Raw genomic sequence first — 20,588 nt, forward strand, 5'->3', positions numbered from 1 at the left:
TGACCAAACTAGGCCATGTATTTTGCAAGATATTTTTTAAATACAGGATCACTCTGCGCCAGCCCCTTTTGCTCTGCCAAAATCTCTTTTAACATCTGTTTTGAGGTCAAAGGATTGGCCAGTACCACGCGAAATACCACTGTAGGCTGATGTTGATACTGAGGCGGCGTTAAGCGGGTACGGGAAACAAATGAACGCCCCGATTCGCGCTGACGCTTCTGCATACTGGCGGTAAAGCGGTTTAACGCGGCATAAATGTCAATGCGCTCTTGCTCGTCTGCACGCTCAATTGCCTGGCGGATCTGCTTTGGTACATAGCGATAGGTCAGCAAACATAACTCTGGGTCCGACACCAACTCAAAATCTTCTTCTTCACGGATCAACTCTGCAAAGTACCGCGCTTTTTCGATCCCTTTATCGATCAACATCTCGTAGCCTTTGCGTCCGATCACGCGTAAACATGCGTGCACCAGCATTGCCATACCAGGCCGACTGCCTTCGAGTGTGTGACTGCCTAAGTCTTTTGAGCCCTTACGCAGAATGTATTCTGCATGGTGCTCAATCACATCTGTTGCAGTGGGGTCTTTAAACAAAACTATGCCAGCGCCCATAGGCACGTACATTTGTTTATGTGCATCTATTGTAATGGAATCAGCCTGCTCAATGCCGTTAAGTAAGTGACGGTAGTTCGAAGACAGTAAAGTTGCACCACCCCATGCTGCATCAACATGGAAATGGCAGCCAAGCTCCTGGCTAAGTGCCGCCATTTCGGGCAGCGGGTCTATGTTACCCGTTTCTGTGGTACCCGCTACCCCGACAATCGCCATCACTTTAATGCCTTTTTCAGCCAGCTCCTGCGCCTTTGCACGCATCGCATTAACATCCACTTTGTTATTGTCATCAGTTTTGACGGCAATAAAGTTACTACGGCCAATGCCCAGTACATCCGCGGCTTTACCCAATGAGTAATGACCACGCTCAGACACCAACACTGCCAGGCCTTTATAGCCATAATGCAGCATCGCAGCCATGATCCCTTCGCTGGCAAGCCCTTTAAAGTCACCGTCCGGGCCCAGCAGACGGTTGCGGGCGATCCACAAAGCCGTAATGTTGGCAATGGTGCCGCCAGAGCAAAATGCCCCAAGGGCTGTCTTGGCACTGTGCATCCACTTTTCATAAAAGCCGTCATTTTCACCGTAGGCCAGATGGTGCATCATGCCTAATACTTGGCGCTCCAATGGCGTAAATGCCTTTGAAGTTTCTATTTTTACCAGGTTTTGGTTAAGCCCCACCATCAATTTAGACAGCGGCAGAACAAAGTGCGGCAATGCGGACGTCATATGGCCGATAAAACTTGGCGACGCGGTATGAACAGAATGCGCGACCAGTTGCTCCATAATATCCTGAGCATAATCAGACACAAACATCGGTTCTTCCGGGATCATTGCCGACTGAAAGTCTTTCTCTATCTCGTGCAATGGTTTTTCGATTGCGGCGATGTTTTCATTCAGAAAGCCAGCCAGATTACTGGAAATTTCCTGCTCTATCACACTTAACGTGGAGCTGGGTGCTTCTGGAACGGTAAAGATACGCATTAAGCTTTCTTCAGAAGCGACTGCACAACGCTTTGGACCCATTTTAATACCTAATCATGCGTGGGTAACTGATGTCGGGAGTTACCTTGCCAAGTTGATACGAAATGACTAACTTTACTGTAAAGCGATGGGAAAGTCTGCAATGCCGTCAAAAAAAATGAACTCTGCTTGATATTTTGATGAACCTCTGATGACACAGTAAAGAGAGTCAACCCAACCCTTTAGTACGATTCATGTAATGATTAGGGTTCAAAACTAGCGCGAATTCGTTAAATATTTTGTCAGCAATGTGAGAAATGGATAGTATTAGGAACAATCCACGCCATCAGACTTAAAGACTCAAACGGAAACTGACATGAATAAACGGAATTTTGCCCTAAAGGCGCTATCTCTGACCTGGATAGTCATAGGCTTTGTGATTTTTGTTGCCTCTTTGTCGGCTTATGTGCTCTACACCTATCATCAGACTCGCTCCACCATAATAAAAGGTATAGATCAAAAGCTACTGATGGCCGCACGCAGTACTCAGCTGATACTGGGCGATGATTATCATGACAGACTCAATGAAGTCAGTAGCGAAGAATACCGGCACAAAAGCGCCCAATTGTCGCAACTGGCTCAACATCTGGGCGTAGAATATGTCTATGCCATGATTTACGATGCCCCTTCTGTAAGGTTCAGCGCCTCCAGCTATACTCAGAATGACGTTTTACAGGACAAAGTCACCCGCAAGCTGGACTTGTATGCAGAAGCCACCGCAGTAAATAAAAGCGCCTTTCGCTCAACTCAGCCCTTGTACGAAGTCTCACAAGACAAATGGGGGCACTTTAAAACCATTTTTATCCCTTATGTGACACGTGACGGGCGGGTTTACCTCACCGGCGCTGACATTAAAACCTCACATATTCAAACTGAGCTGGCCAAAAGCGTTAAAGAAGCCTTGTTTACGGCTTGCTTTTTCTTTGCTATTGCTTTGCTGGTTGCCGGTATGTATTTATTAATACTGAGGAAAACACTTACTACCGATGCGCGCACCGGATTCCCGAACCGCCTGGCTCTGGAGCAGGATCTGGCCAAAAGCCCAAATCAGCACCTGAGCCTGGCTATTGTCGCAATTAAAGAGCTGGAAGAGATCGTCAGCTTTTATGGCACAGATGTTGGCGACGAAATCATGCGTAAAGTGATGACCCACTTTAGTGAGTTCACCGTGCCATTTAAAGTCTATCGCCTTGCGACCGCCAAGCTGGTGCTGCTCAGTGATGCCAATAAGGGTGAACACTACCTGAGTAGCCTGATTAATGAATTCCCAACGACTACGCCTATCCTGCAGGATCCACATTTATACATTCAGGTCACCGCAGGGATCGCCAGTGGCAATAAGCGCCTGTTACTGGAAAATGCGTTTATTGCCTGTCGTCAGGCACAACAAAAGCAGCAACGCGTGTGCTTGTATGGCCAGGATCCTACGCAGATAAAGACAATTCAGGAGTCACATATTGCCATAGCAAAAACGGTGCAAAGTGCGTTTGAGCAACATCGAATTTTGCCTTATTTTACGCCACGAATGGGCACGCAGAGTAAAGTGGTTGAGCAGTACCACTGCACCCCCAGAGTGCTGACTGAACAAGGTCTGATCCTGCGGCCTGACTCCTTTTCAGACGTTATCCGCCACTCCAGATTGAGCTCACAACTGACCAAAGTGATGTTGGAGTTGTGCACCGCACATTTTCGTAAATCACACCATGCGTGGAGCATGCAGTTGAGCTGGCAGGACCTGGCCGACCCGCAAATGATGGAATTTATTTTTGCCCAGCTTCGGCGTTATCCGCAACCGGCCAAAATCACCTTTGAGCTCGAAGAGCAGGAGGTGATTGAGCACTTTGCCGATATGCGGGTGTATATCAATGTACTGAAAAGCAAAGGCGTGAATATTATGGTGGCATCGAGTAACAGCGGCTTGCTGACCATCAGCAGAGTACTAAAACTCACCATAGACAGCGTAAAACTGACATCCAGTGTCATTGAACAGCTTGGTGAAGATACCGAACTGCACGAATACATTGAGCACATTGCAAAGCTTTGCCACGAGCGCCAAATCGCACTGCTGGTCGACGGTGTACAAAGTAAATATCAGCTGGAACAGCTACTGGATTGTAATGTGAAGCTGGTTGAGGGAAGCCTGATTGGCACACCCGGACCACACATCCACATCAGCTCGGACAACCTGAGCAAAGGTTTACAAGCAAGCGCCTGAACGAACACCGGTGCGGTATTGCCTGGCTGCGCACCGGTGATACTGCGCTTATAACTGAGCGATCAGGCGGGTGCTTTGCTGCCCACTAGCCCAGTATTTACGTTCAAACGGCGTCATAGCCGTATCGCTTTCATAGGCACTGACCTCAGCCTCTTTACCAGCCAACTCAAGGCTGCGGGCAAACTCCTCAACGTAAATTGACCAGTTACTACGTAACTCCAGCCGGCCACCCAGCTCAACGATATAAGGGAAGACCGCTGCACCATGCCAGCGCCTTTGCAGGTGTTTAGCTTTCGGCCAGGGGTTGGGATAGAGCAAGTAATGGTGTGTTGGCTGCCAGTTGGCCTCACAGGCCAGACGCCAGAAGTCGTTCAGATCTGCCTGAACCAAAATATACTGCCCAGCCTCTGTTTGTTTGTATTCAATATCGTGCTTTTCAAGGCGATGTTCCGACTTGTCGATACCAATGACTAAAGCATCCGGATGCAGTTTTGCCAGATTCGCCGTACTTTCACCTACACCACAGCAGGAATCCAGAATAATGGGGCCATCGAATGCCTGCACTTTTTCATTCACCTGCTCAAAAGCCTGTTGAGTATGGGCCGCAATGGGTTTTTTGAACGGTGTGTTGAGGTGTTTCTGGACCACTTCGTCTAACTTTTCGTGGAGCCCAGCCTGATTACTGGTGATGCTTCTGGAGTTTGCGTCTGACATAACAGCGTATCAATGCTCATCGTCTGAAAAAATAATGGCGCTATTTTATCTCAGTCAGCTCGATTTAGTAAGCGGTAGTGTGGCAGAGCAACCTCTGCCACCTTTCAGATCAATGACGTAAACCAACGCCGCGCTTGATCAGGTTCAGTGCAACCGCGAACAGCACACTAATAAAACCAATCAACACGCCAAAGGCCAGTGTGATATCGACATCAGAGACGCCCAGAAAACCATAGCGGAAGGCATTCACCATGTAGATGATCGGATTTATCTGAGACACGCCCTGCCAGAACTCCGGCAACAAAGTGATGGAATAAAACACCCCGCCCAGATAAGTGAGGGGCGTCAGCACAAAGGTTGGAATGATGCTGATGTCATCAAAGCTATTAGCGAAAACCGCATTGATCAAACCACCCAGCGCAAAGACGGCTGAGGTCAGCAATACTGTCAGTACTATCACCGCCAAATTGTGAATTTGAATGTCCACAAACAGCAGGCTAACTAAAGTGACTATCAAACCCACCAGCATACCACGGGCCATGCCGCCACCCATATAACCCAGCACGATAATGTAGTTAGGCACTGGGGCCACTAACAATTCTTCAATGCTTTTCTGAAACTTAGTGGAATAGAAACTTGATGCCACATTGGAGTAAGAGTTGGTGATCACCGACATCATAATAAGACCCGGCACAATGAATTCCATGTAGCTAAACCCACCCATTTCACCAATACGTGAGCCGATCAGAGAACCAAATATCACAAAGTACAAGGTCATGGTGATGGCCGGTGGCACCAAAGTTTGCACCCAAATGCGCAAGAAACGGATACACTCTTTGATCCAGATACTTTTCAGTGCTACGCCGTAGTTTAAGATTTTCATTCGCTGCGCCCCTGTTCCAGTAACCCGACAAACAACTCTTCCAGTCGGTTTGCCTTATTTCGCATACTCAGCACCGTATTGCCCTGCTCATTAAGCTGGGTAAATACCCCGTTCAGACCCTGAGATTTAGCCACTTCGACTTCCAGTGTGTGGTCATCTGTCAGCGTATACTCATAGCCCTCTAGTTTTACTGGGTTGATGGGCGCTTTAAGGTCCAGCACAAAGGTTTCTTTGTCCAGCTTGGCCAGCAAGGCTTTAATGGTCGTGTGTTCAACGATTTTGCCCTGATCGATAATGGCGATATTGCGACACAGCAGCTCAGCTTCTTCCAGATAATGGGTGGTCAGGATAATGGTGATCCCCTGCGCGTTGATCTCACGCAGGAAGTCCCACATAGAGCGGCGCAGTTCAATATCCACCCCAGCAGTGGGTTCATCCAAAATCAACAGCTTTGGCTCATGCATCAGCGCACGGGCAATCATTAGCCGGCGTTTCATACCGCCCGATAAGGTGCGTGCCTGCTTGTCTTTTTTATCCAGCAAGCCCAGTTGCTTCAGGTATTTTTCGGCACGCTCGTGGGCCAGCGCACGCGGCACACCATAATAGCCGGCCTGATTGACCAAAATCTGATTGAGGGTTTCAAACTGGTTAAAGTTGAACTCCTGCGGCACCAGGCCAAGGTGAGATTTGGCTGCTTCCAGGTCAGTATCTATGCTGTGGCCAAATACTTCAACCTGACCCGCCGTTTTGTTCACCAAAGATGAAATAACCCCTATGGTAGTCGACTTACCCGCACCATTTGGGCCCAGCAACGCGAAAAAGTCGCCCTGCTCCACCTGTAAATCTATCCCTTTCACGGCTTCAACGCCGTTGCTGTAGACCTTACGCAGGCCAGATATATTTAATGCCTTTGTCATCTTATTGTTTTTCCTCACATCCCCATGTTGTTGCTTTCACTTGTTTGTACCGATACGCTGTTTAACCGAGCGGCATCAATCACCATAGCCCCAGCGTTTCGCCAGCTGATGCTCGATACCTAAGTGGTCTAAAATACGCGCCACCATAAAATCGACGAGCTCCTCGATGCTTTGTGGCTGGTGATAAAACCCGGGCGCCGCAGGCATAATAGTGACCCCCAGGCGGCTCAGTTTGAGCATATTCTCCAGATGAATGGCACTGAACGGTGTTTCTCTGGGCACCAGGATCAGTTCACCGCGCTCTTTGATCACCACATCTGCCGCGCGCTCTAACAGGTTATCGGACGCGCCCATGGCAATGGCCGACACACTGCCCGCGCTGCACGGACAGACCACCATTTTCTTCGGCGCCGCAGAGCCCGACGCCACCGGACTGAACCAGTTGTCTTTGCCAAACACCTGGATCTGCCCTGCCCTGGCCTGATAGAGCTCACTGAGCTGCGCTGTGGCTTTGTCTTCGTTGCCAGATAACTTGATGTTAGATTCGGTGTCCAGCACCACTCGCGCCGCACTGGAGATCAGCACATACACCTGATAATCCAGCGCTACCAGCACTTCGAGTAAACGCAATCCGTAAGGTGCGCCCGATGCGCCGCTAAATGCCAGCGTAATGGCTGACTTAAATTGTGACATAACTTTATGACCTCTTTTCGCGCAGTGCACTTAACACTGCGGTATGGATCCCATTAAACCCACCATTGCTCATGATCAAGACATGCTCACCCGGCTTTGCTTTGGCCGCCACCGCCGCTACGATGTCATCTGTGTTGTGATAACAGTCATAGCCTGCCTGCTTAGCAGCGTCTTGTAATGACCAGCTCAAATTGGGCGGCTCAAACAGCATCACCTCATCGGCCGTCGCCAGTGAACTCATCAGGGTTTGCTGATGAACACCCATTTTCATGGTGTTGGAGCGAGGCTCCAGAATCGCGGTGATACGGGCATCGCCCACTTTGGCGCGTAACCCAGCCAAAGTGGTTTCAATGGCCGTGGGGTGATGTGCAAAATCGTCATATACACACACACCGTTTACCTCTCCCAGCAATTCCATGCGTCGCTTGGGCGAGATAAATTCACCAAGCGCCTCAATGCTGACAGACACAGGAATCCCCACATGACGGGCAGCCGCAATGGCCATCAGGGCATTTTTCACGTTATGCACACCAATGGCCTGCCAGCTCACCGTGCCCTGACTTTCGTTATTCAGTAACACCTCAAACTGGCTGCCATCGGCTTTACACAGGCGGTAATCCCAGTCACCACCCAGGGTTTCTTGCAGGCTCCAGAAGCCTTTGTCTATCACTTCACACAGGGGTTTATCCGTTGCCGGGTAAATCGCTTTACCCTGCGCAGGTAAGGTACGAAGTAAATGGTGGAACTGGGTCTGAATGGCGGCCAGATCAGCAAAAATATCGGCGTGATCGAACTCCAGGTTATTCATGATCAGGGTGCGCGGCAGGTAATGAACAAACTTACTGCGCTTATCAAAAAACGCTGTGTCGTATTCATCGGCCTCAATGACAAAAAACGGGGTATCACTGGTGCGTGCCGACACCCCAAAATTTTGCACTATGCCACCAATCAGAAAACCCGGGCGTAATCCTGCATATTCCAGCAACCAGGCCAGCATACTGGCGGTGGTGGTTTTACCATGCGTACCCGCTACCGCCAGTACCCAGCTGTTTTGTAACACGTGATGTTTTAGCCATTCGGGGCCTGAGGTATAAGGCAAGCCGCGCTCAAGCACATATTCCACACAGGCGTTCCCGCGGCTCATGGCATTGCCAATCACCACCATATCGGGTGCCGGGTCCAGCTGGGCCGGATCATAGCCCTGGGTTAATTCAATACCAAGCGACTCCAGCTGAGTGCTCATAGGTGGATAAACGTTTTGGTCGGATCCCGTCACCTTGTGGCCCAGCGACTTCGCAATCGCCGCAATACCACCCATAAAGGTGCCACAGATCCCAAGAATGTGAATATGCATGATTTTATTAACTAATAAGCTGACTAACCCGCTTAGGTTATCATACTCGCCTGAACCTTGGCTGGTTTTGTGAGCAGAACCACACAAAACACTTTTGCAGCTGGTACAAAGTCGCTTTTTCAGGCATGAAAAAACCGGCTTAAGTACATCACCCAAGCCGGTTTTTAAATACGATTTTAACGGTCTACTTAATTAAGCAACACCGTACTGGTCGCGATACGCTTTAACCGCTTCCAGGTGCTCGGCCATATCACCTTGTTGCTCAAGGTAAGTAATTAAGTCAGCCAGTTTCACGATAGATACCACGGCGGTATTAAAGTCGCGCTCAACTTCCTGAATGGCAGACAACTCACCTTTGCCTTTTTCCTGACGATCCAGGGCAATCAGCACACCCGCCAGGTCAGCACCATTGGCTGCGATGATTTCCATCGATTCACGAATAGCCGTGCCCGCCGTGATCACATCATCCACCAGCATGATACGACCAGCCAGCTCAGACCCTACCAGGTTGCCACCTTCACCGTGCTGCTTTTTCTCTTTACGGTTAAAGCAGTAAGGGACGTCTTTGTCGTAGTGATCTGCCAGTGCCACGGCAGTGGTAGTCGCAATTGGGATCCCTTTATACGCCGGGCCAAACAGCACATCGTAGGCAATGCCAGCATCTTCCAATGCGGCGGCATAAAAACGTCCTAAACGCGCCAGGTCGCGGCCGGTGTTAAACAGGCCCGCATTGAAGAAATAAGGGCTGGTACGGCCAGATTTAAGCGTAAACTCACCAAACTTCAGCACCTGCTTTTGCAGGGCAAATTCAATAAAGTCTTTTTGATACTGTTTCATACGATACCTTCTTATTTATGAATGCTTATGCCAGGGCCTGTTTTTGCAGGTCGATGATCTCACGAATTGAATGCTTAGCCAGTGCCAGCAACTCATCCAGCTCCTCAAATGAGAAAGGTTCGCCCTCGGCTGTGCCCTGTACTTCAATCAGTTTGCCGGTTTCGGTCATGATCACGTTCATGTCGGTCTCAGCTTCTGAGTCTTCCAGGTATTCCAGATCGGTAATCGCTTCGCCGTTGTAAACGCCCACAGAGATAGCCGCAATCATAAACTTCAGCGGGTTCGCATTGATCATGCCCTTGGCACGCATATGTGTCAGTGCATCAACCAAAGCAACACAAGCACCGCTGATAGACGCAGTACGTGTACCACCGTCGGCCTGTAAGACATCACAGTCGATCGTAATGGTGTTTTCACCCAGCGCGCTCAAATCAACCGCGGCACGCAATGCACGCGCGATCAAACGTTGGATTTCCATAGTACGGCCGCCCTGCTTACCTTTTGCCGCTTCACGGCCATTGCGCGTGTGAGTAGAACGCGGAAGCATCCCGTATTCTGCAGTGATCCAGCCTTTGCCCTGGCCTTTCATAAAACGCGGTACCCCCGCTTCAACCGTAGCAGTACACAACACCTTAGTGTTGCCGAACTCTACCAGCACCGAGCCCTCGGCATGCATAGTATAGTTACGTGTAAAAGTTACCGGTCTGATTTGATTTGCAGTTCTTTCGCTTGGACGCATCCACCTTCCCCTATGATCAAAGTTTCGCGATATTATAAAGGGTTCCCAGGCGCTATGCCATGCGGATCGCGAATAATTCACGCCCAGCCACTAGAGCTGGCCGATGTTTCAGCTATAATGGCGGTGTTTCGTTCATGGCGATGTGTGTGTTCAGCAACGACAGCGCTGACCCTTTGGTCACCACATGCAGACACGCCACAACCTTAAATTAGATTAGGAACTTATATGATCCATAGTATGACCGCTTATGCCCGTAAAGAGATCAAGGGCGACTGGGGCACCGGTGTGTGGGAGATCCGCTCCGTAAACCAACGCTATCTTGAAACCTTTATCCGCGCACCGGAGCAATTCCGTGGCCTGGAGCCGGTTATTCGCGAGCGCCTGCGCAAACACTTACAGCGCGGTAAAGTGGAAGTATTTTTAAAGTTCACCGCCAACCCGGCGCACGTAGGTCAGCTGTCGATCAACGAAACCCTGAGCAAGCAGCTAATTGAAAACGCCAAATGGGTGCAGTCGCACAGCGGTGGCGAGATCAACCCTACCGATATCCTGCGTTGGCCAGGCGTCATGGAAGCAGAAGAAGTGGATCTGGACACAGTGAACAGCGAACTACTAAAAGGCTTTGATGCCTTGGTTGAAGATTTTAAAGCTGCACGCGCCAGTGAAGGTAACAACCTGGAAACCATGATCACCACCCGCCTGGACAGTATTCTGGAGCAGGTTGCCATCGTTGAAGGCCATATGCCGGAAGTCGCCAAATGGCAGCGTGAAAAACTCACCGCTAAACTGGAAGACCTGAAAGCCGAAATCGACGATAACCGCCTGGAGCAGGAACTTATCTATCTTGCCCAAAAGCAGGACGTGGCAGAAGAGCTCGATCGCCTTAAGTCACACGTTAAAGAAACCCATAAGATCCTGAAAAAAGGCGGTGCCTGTGGCCGACGCCTGGACTTTATGATGCAAGAATTCAACCGTGAATCTAACACCCTGGCGTCTAAATCCATCAATACCGAGATCACCAACGCCGCTGTTGAACTTAAGGTACTGATTGAGCAAATGCGCGAGCAGATCCAGAATATTGAGTGATTCACCCTTATATTTTCTTAAAAACCTCGCTCTATGGCGAGGTTTTTCACATAAACATCATTCTATCTGGTTGTGTAAACACGGCACATTATAATGGTCGCGAGATCAATACTTATATTCTCTGGGTAACTGAGAAAACCCATCTACTGAGTAAATCTCATCAAACGTCAGCTTGCCTACTTTTCCATTTACCGCCTCTCCGTACCAACCAAATTTAAAATGGTGCTTAAACCTGTACGTAAATGGAGGATAAGCACTGGGGTTGTTGAGCGGTAGCCCAACAGTATTAACTTCATGAGAAAAAGTCTCAATATAATTGAAGTGACCTATAGGTGTATCAAACCCAAATGCCTGCCAGGAGCCACCAACAGGTTTTACGGCCGCTGCGAAGCGCCCGGTAGCGAACGTATCCGCATCATAAGGGGTCTGCCCTCGCTTTATCAAAAGAGGTGTGTCTTCTACAGTGTAAACTCTCACGCGATACCACACATCCTCAACAACTGATATTTTATCGGAAGAGTACCACTTTCTTTCTTCACCATGACCGATACATAATTGTTCGCCCAAGCTATTTTGAAATTGCTCGGCCAGATTGATTCCGTTGTAGGGGTAATTGCACTTCATTGCGACACTAAACCTTAAAAACAGTTTATTGCCAGCTTCTTTGTTCAAAGTAATGTGAGCCTTTTTACCCGAAGCGAGGCCTGAACCGTTTGTCCAATACTGCATCATAATTGCATATTGACCGACAGCATCTGTTGTACCTTTACCTATTTTAAAACTGAATGCATCCCATCTAACGGAGCCCTCATTCATTGTGGGGCGAACTGATGCCAACTCTACTCTATTTTTGTGATTGCCAGCGGGGTTTGATGAAGAACAGGGATCGTTCTTACCTATGTTGCCATATCGGCTGATTTCAACTCCGTTACCAACTAGTCCATTGGACGTGATTTTTGCGGTTCCACTACATACACTTCCTAAATCGTATCCAATATTCAAGCTTTGATTAAACTGCCCATTGACCTGATAATCTGCAGCCAATAACACATTGGTAAAAAGTGTTAAATTGGCTATTGCAGCATAGAGTATTGTTTTCATAATTTTCCTTAAAATTGATATTACATTGTAGAAAATATCAGAGACCCTGATATCGAGAGGGAATGTCCAGTAATGCTTTAGATATGAAGCCACTCGTACCAAAGAGTAGCCGAAATGCATAAGTTAGCGGATTGAGCGCTGCACATATCGCCTGAAATTCTCCACTTTGTGACTGCGCTTGTCAGGACTGTTTTTCACTCGCATGCATCTCCCTATTTATTCCTGCAGCTAACCTAGCAGGCAAAACCGCCAAAAGCAACATTTTGGAAACAAAATTAACACCAAAATAAACCCTTTATGAATACTTTGATAAGCCCATTCGATACGGATTTTTAGCTGACACCCACTGATAAATTCACAGACCAATTGTGGACAGTCTCAAAGTCGAACCGGCCTCAAAGCCTTCACGCCAGTTTGGCGTGGCTGTCCATGTTGCTCTCTCTTTTAATTCAACACTCCCGCGTTTCATTTCCTCTGCCGCCCCTCGTACAGATATAACAGAATGATTCTTAGAATTTTTAATGAATAGCCAAAGTTTTAAGGACGTGCGCAAAGCTGTGGAAATGTTCACTAAACCTGGTTGCGGGCACTCCCGCCATCAACACGCGGATCTCATAAATTTGCGCTTGCGTAGGCTGGATAAAAGAACGGTTATAGTCATCCCCCCAATTCGCCAGCTCTGATTTAATCTGACCTTCATCAAACATAGAAACGACCTGTTCGTTTGACATTAGCATCAGTAAAAATACCACTCTTTCCCACTTATTGATTTGATGAGACAGCGCGACACATGCTCGTGCGGTATGCGGATGATCTGAGCCACAAATGATATCCATCAACGCTTTCGCATTCAGATAGCCCCGTGTTTTTACAATCAGTCTTGCTGACTCCTTACATACTGAAGGAGAGGGATCTTTTAGCCCGTTCAACAGATAAGCCTTACTATTGTGGGAGTCTAATTTCAATAAACTGTTTAGCGCCTGCTTTCTGAGAGAGGGTGCGCCATGCTGATAAAAGCATTTTATTTTGTCTAGTGCATCAACACACTTCAGATAGCCAAGCCCCCAGATAGCCGCCTTAGTACTTGAACCTTTAGTAAGATGCTCCCTGTAAAATGCCACAACATCATTACCCTTTGCCAGGCAATGCTTTACAGCCAGCTCACGTACCGACGAATGGCGATCAACTAGCCCTTTTTCAGCAACCTGAGCACTGTAAGTGGCCATTAGTAGGTTCTTTAATGAGGCTTTTCGGATTGGCATAAACTTATCATTTAATAAGCTTAGGTAGTACTTCTCCAGCACTTGCGGATAGTGAACGCTAGACCAACGAAAAGCATGAGCTCTGACTAAGACATCTTTACTCGCAAAGGCCATAGGCAACAGCGTTTGGGCATCAACAACCTGATGTTCAATGACTAAATTCAAGCAGAGCCTGGCTATATAACTGTTTGCGCTTTGCACAGCTGCCAACAAATGGCCTCGGTTTGTATCTGTTAACAGCAAAGTCTCTACTTGCAGAATAACATCTTGATGATTGGCTCTATGGCAGTCCTGTAGATGATATACTTGAGGAAGGCACTGAATAAAGGCCTCAACATTTTCGTCTACCATCAATTTGCTCAACGCTTTTACTGCCGCATCTCTAACTTGAGGCACCCAATCATTCACGCGGATAATTAGACAGGGAATAGCCACCGGATCGCCCATCATACCTAACCTTAAAACGGCGTTTTCTCGTTTGTGACCGTCATAATCCTGACTCAACTTAATGAGCTCTTCAATGGTCGCTGCCTGCTCAGGTTGAGTATTTCTATTTAAGGTTAATTTTTTCAACTGACTGAATAATTGCTGCAAGTCATACACAATAGCGCCTTTTTAAATATGCCCGATTAATCTGTCGACACCAATTGAAACACAATCGGGGGACAGTTAACATCATCGTGCAGTCAAATAAAAAGGAATATGGACATGACAAAAATTACATTACTCAGCAGGCAAGCTCTCATCTCCAGCGTGGCGGTGCTTTATCTCGCAGGTTGCGGCTCATCAGACTCCAGCGCTGCACCATCAGTACAGAATACAAATGAGCGTGCAGAAACAAAAACACAAGTTTGGAACATTGATGCTTACGCTCAACATTGTACTGGAGTGGCACAACAACTATGCCTCAGGGTCAAACCCTCTGATGAGGAAAGCTATTCATTGCATTATGGCTTGATTGAAGGGTTTGAATATCAATGGGGCCACCATTACCAGCTAGAGGTGACAGAGTCTGCCGTAAATAATGCGCCTGCCGACGCTTCAAGCAAAAAGGTTCAACTCAAAGCCATTAGCTCGGTAAAAGAGGATAATATTGGGACTGAATACATTCTGTCAGATGTAAATTTACAGCCAGATACACTGGTGTATGATGACAAAGAACAAGGCTATCGTTTCTTGGGTAAACCCTTTACCTGCACCGAATATGTAGACTGTGACCAGTTGTATTCTATGCGAGAAACAGGTGCCAAAGTCAATCTAACCTTCCGTTACGAAGGTAACGCCAATATCGCTCTGCTCAACTGGAATTAATCGCTGTGGCATCTACATTAGTCGATGCCACATTACTTTAAGCGCAGAGATCCACTTTGACTCCACCATTGCGATTGACGACATCTATTTGCGCGTGCAAAACGAAGATGTGCAGGCCTGTCTGGCAGAGCAAAAAGCCCAGTAAACTTGGGCTATTTTGCGCAGGCTTTATCCGTTACAGCTGAGTGACCACATCCCGGCGCCTGGCCTGTTTATACATAAAGTGGAAAAACAGCGAACTCAGCATAAATAAAATGACACTGGGCAGGCTTGCGAGCACTATCTGGCTTGCTTCGACAGGCATGCCACTGGCCAAAGGTCTGAGTAAATACATAGATCCACTGACAGGGATATAAAGGCTTAGCTCACTTTCTATTGGCACCAAAAACACCATGAGCAGGAGCAACTGAACAAAAGCTACAAAGGTACTCATCTGCTTATTTACCAGGGCGATGGCGCCTAACAGGTAAGACACCGCAAACCCAGCAACGACTACCTGCAAAAAGACCAGCAGCATCAACGGATGAAAGCGCACTGGCAGGTCAAAATACCAATTGATAAATACAAACCCAACACCCACAACCAGCAACTGATACAGCACCAGCACCACTTTGCGTGCCAGCAATACACCAAATAAGGTTGTCGCTGACGTTAAAATATGTGGCAGCGTGCCTAGCTTGGCGTCCTCAACAATCTCTTCAGCGGCGGTAGATGAAATACCAACCGTCAGTGTCCACAGGTAATACCCCAATACCAAAGATTCCATCCGCTGCAATGATAATGCCCCGCCAGACAGATAAGAGGCGCCCGAAATAACCAGGATGAGAATGACAGCAGCAAAGACAATACTGGCATAAAAGTTCAGCGGGTATCGCTTTGAAGTCACCCACTTTCGATGGAGCTCCAGCCCGAGTAAAGTCATAAAATTCATAATAAGTTTAACTCCCTGCGGATCAACCCTTCCAGACTGGCCTGATGTCTTTCAACGGTGACAATGTTAAATCGCGTGAGCAATGTCAGCATATCATTAAGACTGCTCACAGCGGTGTCAAACCTGAGTGACTGCTCAGACAATCGCTCACACTGCATAGGGAGCACCTCAGGAAGCGTATGCTGCGTTGTAATGGTGTACTGCTCACCGCTAGTGCTAGCCAGTAAGGTTTGTGTTTTGCCAAAGCGTACCACTTCCCCTTTATTAAGCAGCAATGAATAATTACCGAGTCGCTGCGCCGTATCCATCTGGTGTGTCGCTATCAGGACAATAGTGCCTGTCTCTTTGACTTGTTCAATACATGCTTCAAACTCTTTCTGACTCTCAATATCCAGCCCTAACGTGGGCTCATCAAGCAACAAAACTTTAGGGCTGGAGATCAGGGAAAGGCACAATGCGAGGCGCTGTTGCATACCTCTGGATAGCAGTTGCACCTGCTGCCGGGCTTTGTCTGATAAGTTAAACTTCAAAAGAAGTTGCTGCGCTGTGTCTTTTGCAACCCGCCGTGATAACCCTTTTAAAACGCCAAAGTAGCGAAGGTTTTCAAATGCCGTCAATTTGGGGTAAAACGCCCTGGAGGAGTCAAATACAAACCCGATATCATGCGCCTGCAACTTTTTGTCCGGGCCAAAACAGATGCTGCCATGATAGTCGTGAGATAAGCCGGCTAGTATTTTAAACAACGTGGTTTTGCCAGCGCCATTGGGGCCTAAAATGGTTAATACCGTGCCCGGCTCTACGGAAAAAGAAACCTGCTTAAGCGCGCAATGACTGTCGAAATGTTTAGATAAGTTGGTGATAGTTAGCATACTTGATGCGTCCCAGCGGATGACTTCGAAACCAGCCTAACCAGTCTTGATAACTCGCTGTAATAATTCCCAGTGTAAAGCATAAAAACTGATAAAACAGGATATTAGCTGATTGTCCAGCGCTATTCACGGGCTAAAGCAAGATTATGTATATCTTCATAAAAAAAGCGCTGAACGCGCTTTTTGTTTTAGCAATTAAGCTGGCTTTAGCCGCCACAGCTCTTTTTCGGAGCTGGCTGAGCTACCTGGACTCTGTCTGGCAAATCAGGACTACCAACTCCTGAGCCATACACTTTTTTCAGGCTTTCGATTTGTAATTGCTTCATACTTTCTGACATCCTCCATTTGTCGTTATTTAGATGGATTGCTTACCCTCTGCATAATGACATCGATTACAATCATAAATGTTATGCTCCAAAGATATCGCCTAACTTTTTAGTAACTAGCTAACTAATAAGCCTTTTCACGCTCTACAAATTCCTCTCTGGAATTTGCCGTCATTGAGTACGCAAACAAAGCAAAACTAATCATTAAATGAAACAGCAACATCAGATTATCTCGCACATAAAGCTTGAACGGCGCTGAATCGAGTATGTAGTATTTGTAAGCTAAAACCTCAAACCACGTTATAACATTTACCACACAAGTTAAGCCGAGAAGCAATATAATCCCACATTCCTGTGCTGATAACGTCTGCAGTTTGTAAACTCGCTTGAAATAACGACTACCAGACAGAGCATATAACCTCAAAGCAAGGCTACGTCTGAATATGATCGGCAGAAGGAACATAGCATTGATCATTACATCAGCAATGTAATAGTGTGTATTCCATTGCATAGTGATTGGCAAAGTGGCGACATCAAGCACTTCAAAGAAACCGTAAGCTAATAAAAACCAACGGGCTGTGGCGACTTTCCAACTCACGACTAACCCAAGCAAAATAGCTACAAGTGGGGCATATTCCATGATGGCGTATACTTCTTTCATAACCTACTCCTTTTCTGGTTTTTCGTCGGGTGAAGGACTTTGTTCTTCAAGGTCGGTTAAGTTCAGTACACCAGTCAGGTCTTTACCAAAAACCAGAAATAGCTCGAACATCTGGGCATAACTCATATCTGTTTTGCCGGATTCGTAGTTGCTTATGGTGGCCTGATCGACACCAAGCCGCCTGGCCAGCTCTTGCTGAGACCAGCCTCTGTGATGTCTTAACTGGCGGATTGAGCGCTGTACATAGCGCCTGAAATTCTCCACTTTGTAATTGCGCTTGTCAGGACTGTTCTTCACGCGCATGCATCTCCCTATTTATTATTGTCGCTAAACTAGCAAGCAAAATTACAAAACGCAACATTTTGGAAACACAATTAACACCCAACCTGCTCTTTATGAATACTTTTATGATCTTAATCAGCTCATTCAACGAATGTACAGCAAGGTAATTTTCTTGCATTTAAGCGAAGACAGACACGCTTAAATAGGTACTTTAAACCTCCCAATTTTTTTGCTCTCAATCGTTGACCTGTCTATAACTTCATAGTTTATCGTTTTCATTTGTTACAGCCTGACGGCGTTTATTTCGTGCCGTTCAGGCATACATAGGGAGCCAACGTGGTGTATCGGATTTCTGAATTGGCTGCGCAGCTTGGATTGTCGCGCTCGACTTTGTTGTATTACGAAACGCGCGGACTGCTCTGTGGCCGTCGCGCCAGTAATGGCTATCGGCTATATGGCGAACAGGATCTGCAAAAGGTGCGGCTGCTGCAACAGTTACAGGCTGGCGGGCTAACGCTGAGTGAATGTAAACAGGCGCTGGAGGCCAAACTAGACCGTACGGTACTGAGCCGCAGGCTCGCCGAGCTGGAAGCCGAGATAGCACACAAGCAACAGGCGCATGCCTTGTTGTCAGCGCTGCTTGGGCGTGGATCGCTACGCGACTGGCATGCACAGGCCGATAAGCTGGCACCCGATGCACACCGACACTGGCTTGAACAACAAGGGTTTGATGAACAGCAGGCCCTGTACTTAAAATGGTTATCAAAAGACATGAACGAACACGATTCTTATATGGCCGACTTTATGGCGGTCTTTCATCAGTTAGAACGCTGGGGACCGGGCAGCAATACCGATACGCATAAAGCGTTGACCTATGTTCCCTTTGCTCCTCAAACCGTGCTGGACATCGGCTGTGGTAAAGGCTTTGCGACTGAGTTGCTGGCAGCACAAACTCAGGCACAAATCACGGCGGTAGATAATGAGACGCAGGCAATCGATAGTCTGGCGCAGCGACTAAAACAACAGGGACTCGATAAGCGCGTCACGCCCCTGTGCGCCAGTATGACCGCACTGCCCTTTGCGCCCGGCAGTTTTGATCTGCTGTGGGCCGAAAGCTCGGCTTATATCATGGGCTTTGAAGCGGCACTGAATGCCTGGCGCCCGCTTCTGATCCCGGCCGGTTGCCTGATGGTCAGTGATCTGGTGTGGTTACAGGATACGCCCTCAGAACAAGCAAGTGCCTTCTGGCAACAGGAATATCCGGATATGCAGGCCGTTGCAGCGCGTCTGGTGCAAATTGAGCAGGCAGGCTTTCGGGTGTTAGCGCACTTTACACTGAGTCATCAAGCCTGGGCAGACTATTATGAACCGCTCAAAACCGAAGTCAAAAAGCAGCTCAGCCACCAGCCTGAGTCAGCAGCACTGCTGGATATGGCCCGCGAAATTGCCATCTATGAGCAGTATCTTGGCGAGTTTGGCTATCAGATGTTTGTGCTGCAACGCACGGATTAAGCACCTCGGTGCTGGTAAGTTAAACGATATGGCTTTAAAATAACGCTTTTGGACAACCAGCGATGCGCGCACGCCCACATCGCTGTATTGCAACCCTATAGGTCTGACGTATGCCACATCAAAATCGCGGTAATTTGTTTATTCTTTCGGCGCCTTCCGGTGCCGGAAAGTCAAGTTTGATTAAAGCCCTGCTGGAAAGACAAGATAAGGTCCGGGTATCGGTGTCTCATACAACCCGTGCACCTCGTCCGGGAGAGAATAATGGCGAGCACTATCATTTTGTGTCTGTCGATGAGTTTAAAACCTTAATCAATCAGAATGATTTTTTTGAGTGGGCGCAGGTATTCGACAACTACTATGGTACCTCTAAGCAGGCAATCGAAGCACAGCTGGCTGCGGGTATCGATGTATTCCTTGACATTGACTGGCAAGGTGCGCGTCAGGTGCGTGAGCTGATGCCTGAAGTAAAAACCATCTTTATTCTGCCACCTTCAAAGCAGGCACTGGAAGAGCGTCTGAATAATCGCGGACAAGATTCTCAGGAAGTCATTGCCTCGCGGATGGAGCAGGCCAAATCTGAGTGCTCTCACTATAATGAGTTTGACTACCTGCTGGTCAATGATGACTTTGATACCGCTTTGAACGAATTGGAGCATATTGTGGTGGCTGCACGCCTGGAGCTGAAAAAACAGCAACAGAACCAACAGGCACTGATCGCTGAGCTGCTAAAATAAGCGATCCCTGTGGCTGGCTGTATCGAGTTTAGGTCTGCGACCGACCAATACAACCTTAAAGCCGTAACGACCCGATATTTTTTAACCATATACTTGGCGAATCCGGTGCTTTTTAGTAGACTAGCCCTTTGCTAAATGTATTGAATTTTTTTGGAGTGCTTCGATGGCTCGCGTAACAGTAGAAGACGCAGTAGATAAAATTGGTAACCGTTTCGACCTAATTCTTGTTGCAGCGCGTCGCGCTCGTCAGATTGCAGTCGGTGGTAAAGACCCTATGGTTGATGCTGAAAATGACAAGCCAACCGTAATCGCATTGCGCGAGATCGAAAAAGGCATGGTCACCAGCGACTCACTGGACATGATCGATCGCGAAGAGCAACAAACTCAGGAAGCTGCTGAGCTTGCTGCTGTTGCTGCAATTGTGGGTGGCAATCGCTAATCCACTGCGACCTGTTATAAGATAACGCCAGCTTTTTAGCTGGCGTTATTGTTTCTGCGCCCCGGGCCAACAGCTTGTGTGTCGCCAC

Annotated in this window: 20 protein-coding genes; 6 read left to right on the forward strand and 14 right to left on the reverse strand. The window is 47.8% G+C overall.

The genetic code is table 11. From position 1 onward, the window contains the following. Nucleotides 1–8: 8 nt before the first annotated feature. A complete protein-coding gene (gene panP / locus ELR70_RS21980) occupies nt 9–1,637 on the reverse strand; it encodes a pyridoxal-dependent aspartate 1-decarboxylase PanP (protein ID WP_054014704.1) in 1,629 nt (542 codons plus the stop codon). 313 nt (nt 1,638–1,950) lie between these two features. Here panP and ELR70_RS21985 point away from each other — a divergent pair, with 313 nt between their 5' ends. Beyond that, a complete protein-coding gene (locus ELR70_RS21985; protein ID WP_054014705.1) occupies nt 1,951–3,849 on the forward strand; it encodes a GGDEF domain-containing protein in 1,899 nt (632 codons plus the stop codon). Between the two features lie 48 nt (nt 3,850–3,897). On the opposite strand, the gene ELR70_RS21990 is transcribed toward ELR70_RS21985, so the two are convergent. From ELR70_RS21990 to rph, 7 genes are all read right to left on the reverse strand, one after another. Further along, the gene (locus ELR70_RS21990; RefSeq protein ID WP_054014706.1) at nt 3,898–4,563 is read right to left on the reverse strand and encodes an SAM-dependent methyltransferase; all 666 of its coding nucleotides are present in this window, start codon (nt 4,561–4,563) and stop codon (nt 3,898–3,900) included. 109 nt (nt 4,564–4,672) lie between these two features. Next, complete coding sequence (locus tag ELR70_RS21995; RefSeq protein ID WP_128064793.1) at nt 4,673–5,440, reverse strand: ABC transporter permease; 768 nt, start codon at nt 5,438–5,440, stop codon at nt 4,673–4,675. Nucleotides 5,441–5,442: 2 nt separating this feature from the next. After that, nucleotides 5,443–6,363: an ABC transporter ATP-binding protein gene (locus ELR70_RS22000; RefSeq protein ID WP_054014708.1), complete on the reverse strand. Its 921-nt coding sequence runs from the start codon at nt 6,361–6,363 to the stop codon at nt 5,443–5,445. A gap of 75 nt (nt 6,364–6,438) precedes the next feature. Continuing rightward, on the reverse strand, nt 6,439–7,056 hold the full coding sequence (locus tag ELR70_RS22005; protein WP_054014709.1) for a flavin prenyltransferase UbiX: 618 nt from the start codon (nt 7,054–7,056) through the stop codon (nt 6,439–6,441). A 4-nt stretch (nt 7,057–7,060) separates the two neighbouring features. Next, a complete protein-coding gene (gene mpl / locus ELR70_RS22010) occupies nt 7,061–8,410 on the reverse strand; it encodes a UDP-N-acetylmuramate:L-alanyl-gamma-D-glutamyl-meso-diaminopimelate ligase (protein WP_054014979.1) in 1,350 nt (449 codons plus the stop codon). A 192-nt stretch (nt 8,411–8,602) separates the two neighbouring features. Next, nucleotides 8,603–9,247, reverse strand: coding sequence for an orotate phosphoribosyltransferase (pyrE, locus tag ELR70_RS22015; RefSeq protein WP_054014710.1), 645 nt, complete (start codon nt 9,245–9,247; stop codon nt 8,603–8,605). Between the two features lie 25 nt (nt 9,248–9,272). Then, complete coding sequence (rph, locus tag ELR70_RS22020; protein WP_010383487.1) at nt 9,273–9,986, reverse strand: ribonuclease PH; 714 nt, start codon at nt 9,984–9,986, stop codon at nt 9,273–9,275. A gap of 225 nt (nt 9,987–10,211) precedes the next feature. On the opposite strand from rph, the gene ELR70_RS22025 reads away from it, so the two are divergent. Further along, nucleotides 10,212–11,072 (forward strand): YicC/YloC family endoribonuclease, encoded by an 861-nt coding sequence (locus tag ELR70_RS22025; RefSeq protein WP_054014711.1) that lies wholly within the window; start codon nt 10,212–10,214, stop codon nt 11,070–11,072. Between the two features lie 105 nt (nt 11,073–11,177). Here ELR70_RS22025 and ELR70_RS22030 read toward each other — a convergent pair whose 3' ends face one another. Then, entirely contained in the window at nt 11,178–12,173 is a 996-nt protein-coding gene (locus tag ELR70_RS22030; protein ID WP_054014712.1) for a hypothetical protein, read from the reverse strand. Nucleotides 12,174–12,691: 518 nt separating this feature from the next. Further along, nucleotides 12,692–14,038, reverse strand: coding sequence for a HEAT repeat domain-containing protein (locus tag ELR70_RS22035; RefSeq protein WP_054014713.1), 1,347 nt, complete (start codon nt 14,036–14,038; stop codon nt 12,692–12,694). A 105-nt stretch (nt 14,039–14,143) separates the two neighbouring features. Between ELR70_RS22035 and ELR70_RS22040 the strand changes: the two genes are divergently transcribed. Continuing rightward, nucleotides 14,144–14,746, forward strand: a complete 603-nt coding sequence (locus ELR70_RS22040; RefSeq protein WP_054014714.1) for a DUF4377 domain-containing protein — start codon at nt 14,144–14,146, stop codon at nt 14,744–14,746. Between the two features lie 175 nt (nt 14,747–14,921). On the opposite strand, the gene ELR70_RS22045 is transcribed toward ELR70_RS22040, so the two are convergent. The 4 genes from ELR70_RS22045 to ELR70_RS22060 form a co-directional block, all read right to left on the reverse strand. Next, a complete protein-coding gene (locus ELR70_RS22045; RefSeq protein ID WP_054014715.1) occupies nt 14,922–15,677 on the reverse strand; it encodes a hypothetical protein in 756 nt (251 codons plus the stop codon). After that, nucleotides 15,674–16,546: an ABC transporter ATP-binding protein gene (locus tag ELR70_RS22050; protein WP_054014716.1), complete on the reverse strand. Its 873-nt coding sequence runs from the start codon at nt 16,544–16,546 to the stop codon at nt 15,674–15,676. Before ELR70_RS22050 ends, ELR70_RS22045 begins: the two co-directional genes overlap by 4 nt. 450 nt (nt 16,547–16,996) lie before the next feature. Beyond that, the gene (locus ELR70_RS22055; RefSeq protein ID WP_054014717.1) at nt 16,997–17,533 is read right to left on the reverse strand and encodes a hypothetical protein; all 537 of its coding nucleotides are present in this window, start codon (nt 17,531–17,533) and stop codon (nt 16,997–16,999) included. Between the two features lie 3 nt (nt 17,534–17,536). After that, nucleotides 17,537–17,836, reverse strand: a complete 300-nt coding sequence (locus ELR70_RS22060; RefSeq protein WP_082353152.1) for a helix-turn-helix transcriptional regulator — start codon at nt 17,834–17,836, stop codon at nt 17,537–17,539. A 318-nt stretch (nt 17,837–18,154) separates the two neighbouring features. Between ELR70_RS22060 and ELR70_RS22065 the strand changes: the two genes are divergently transcribed. The 3 genes from ELR70_RS22065 (at nt 18,155) to rpoZ (ending at nt 20,500) form a co-directional block, all read left to right on the forward strand. Continuing rightward, nucleotides 18,155–19,327 carry a MerR family transcriptional regulator gene (locus ELR70_RS22065; protein ID WP_054014981.1) on the forward strand — a complete coding sequence of 391 codons (1,173 nt, stop codon included), beginning with the start codon at nt 18,155–18,157 and terminating at the stop codon, nt 19,325–19,327. 110 nt (nt 19,328–19,437) lie between these two features. Continuing rightward, nucleotides 19,438–20,061: a guanylate kinase gene (gene gmk / locus ELR70_RS22070; protein ID WP_054014718.1), complete on the forward strand. Its 624-nt coding sequence runs from the start codon at nt 19,438–19,440 to the stop codon at nt 20,059–20,061. 163 nt (nt 20,062–20,224) lie between these two features. Beyond that, nucleotides 20,225–20,500, forward strand: a complete 276-nt coding sequence (rpoZ, locus tag ELR70_RS22075; protein WP_054014719.1) for a DNA-directed RNA polymerase subunit omega — start codon at nt 20,225–20,227, stop codon at nt 20,498–20,500. Nucleotides 20,501–20,588 lie beyond the last annotated feature (88 nt).

Origin of the sequence: Pseudoalteromonas sp. R3 (assembly GCF_004014715.1) — a bacterium.
GTDB lineage: Bacteria > Pseudomonadota > Gammaproteobacteria > Enterobacterales > Alteromonadaceae > Pseudoalteromonas.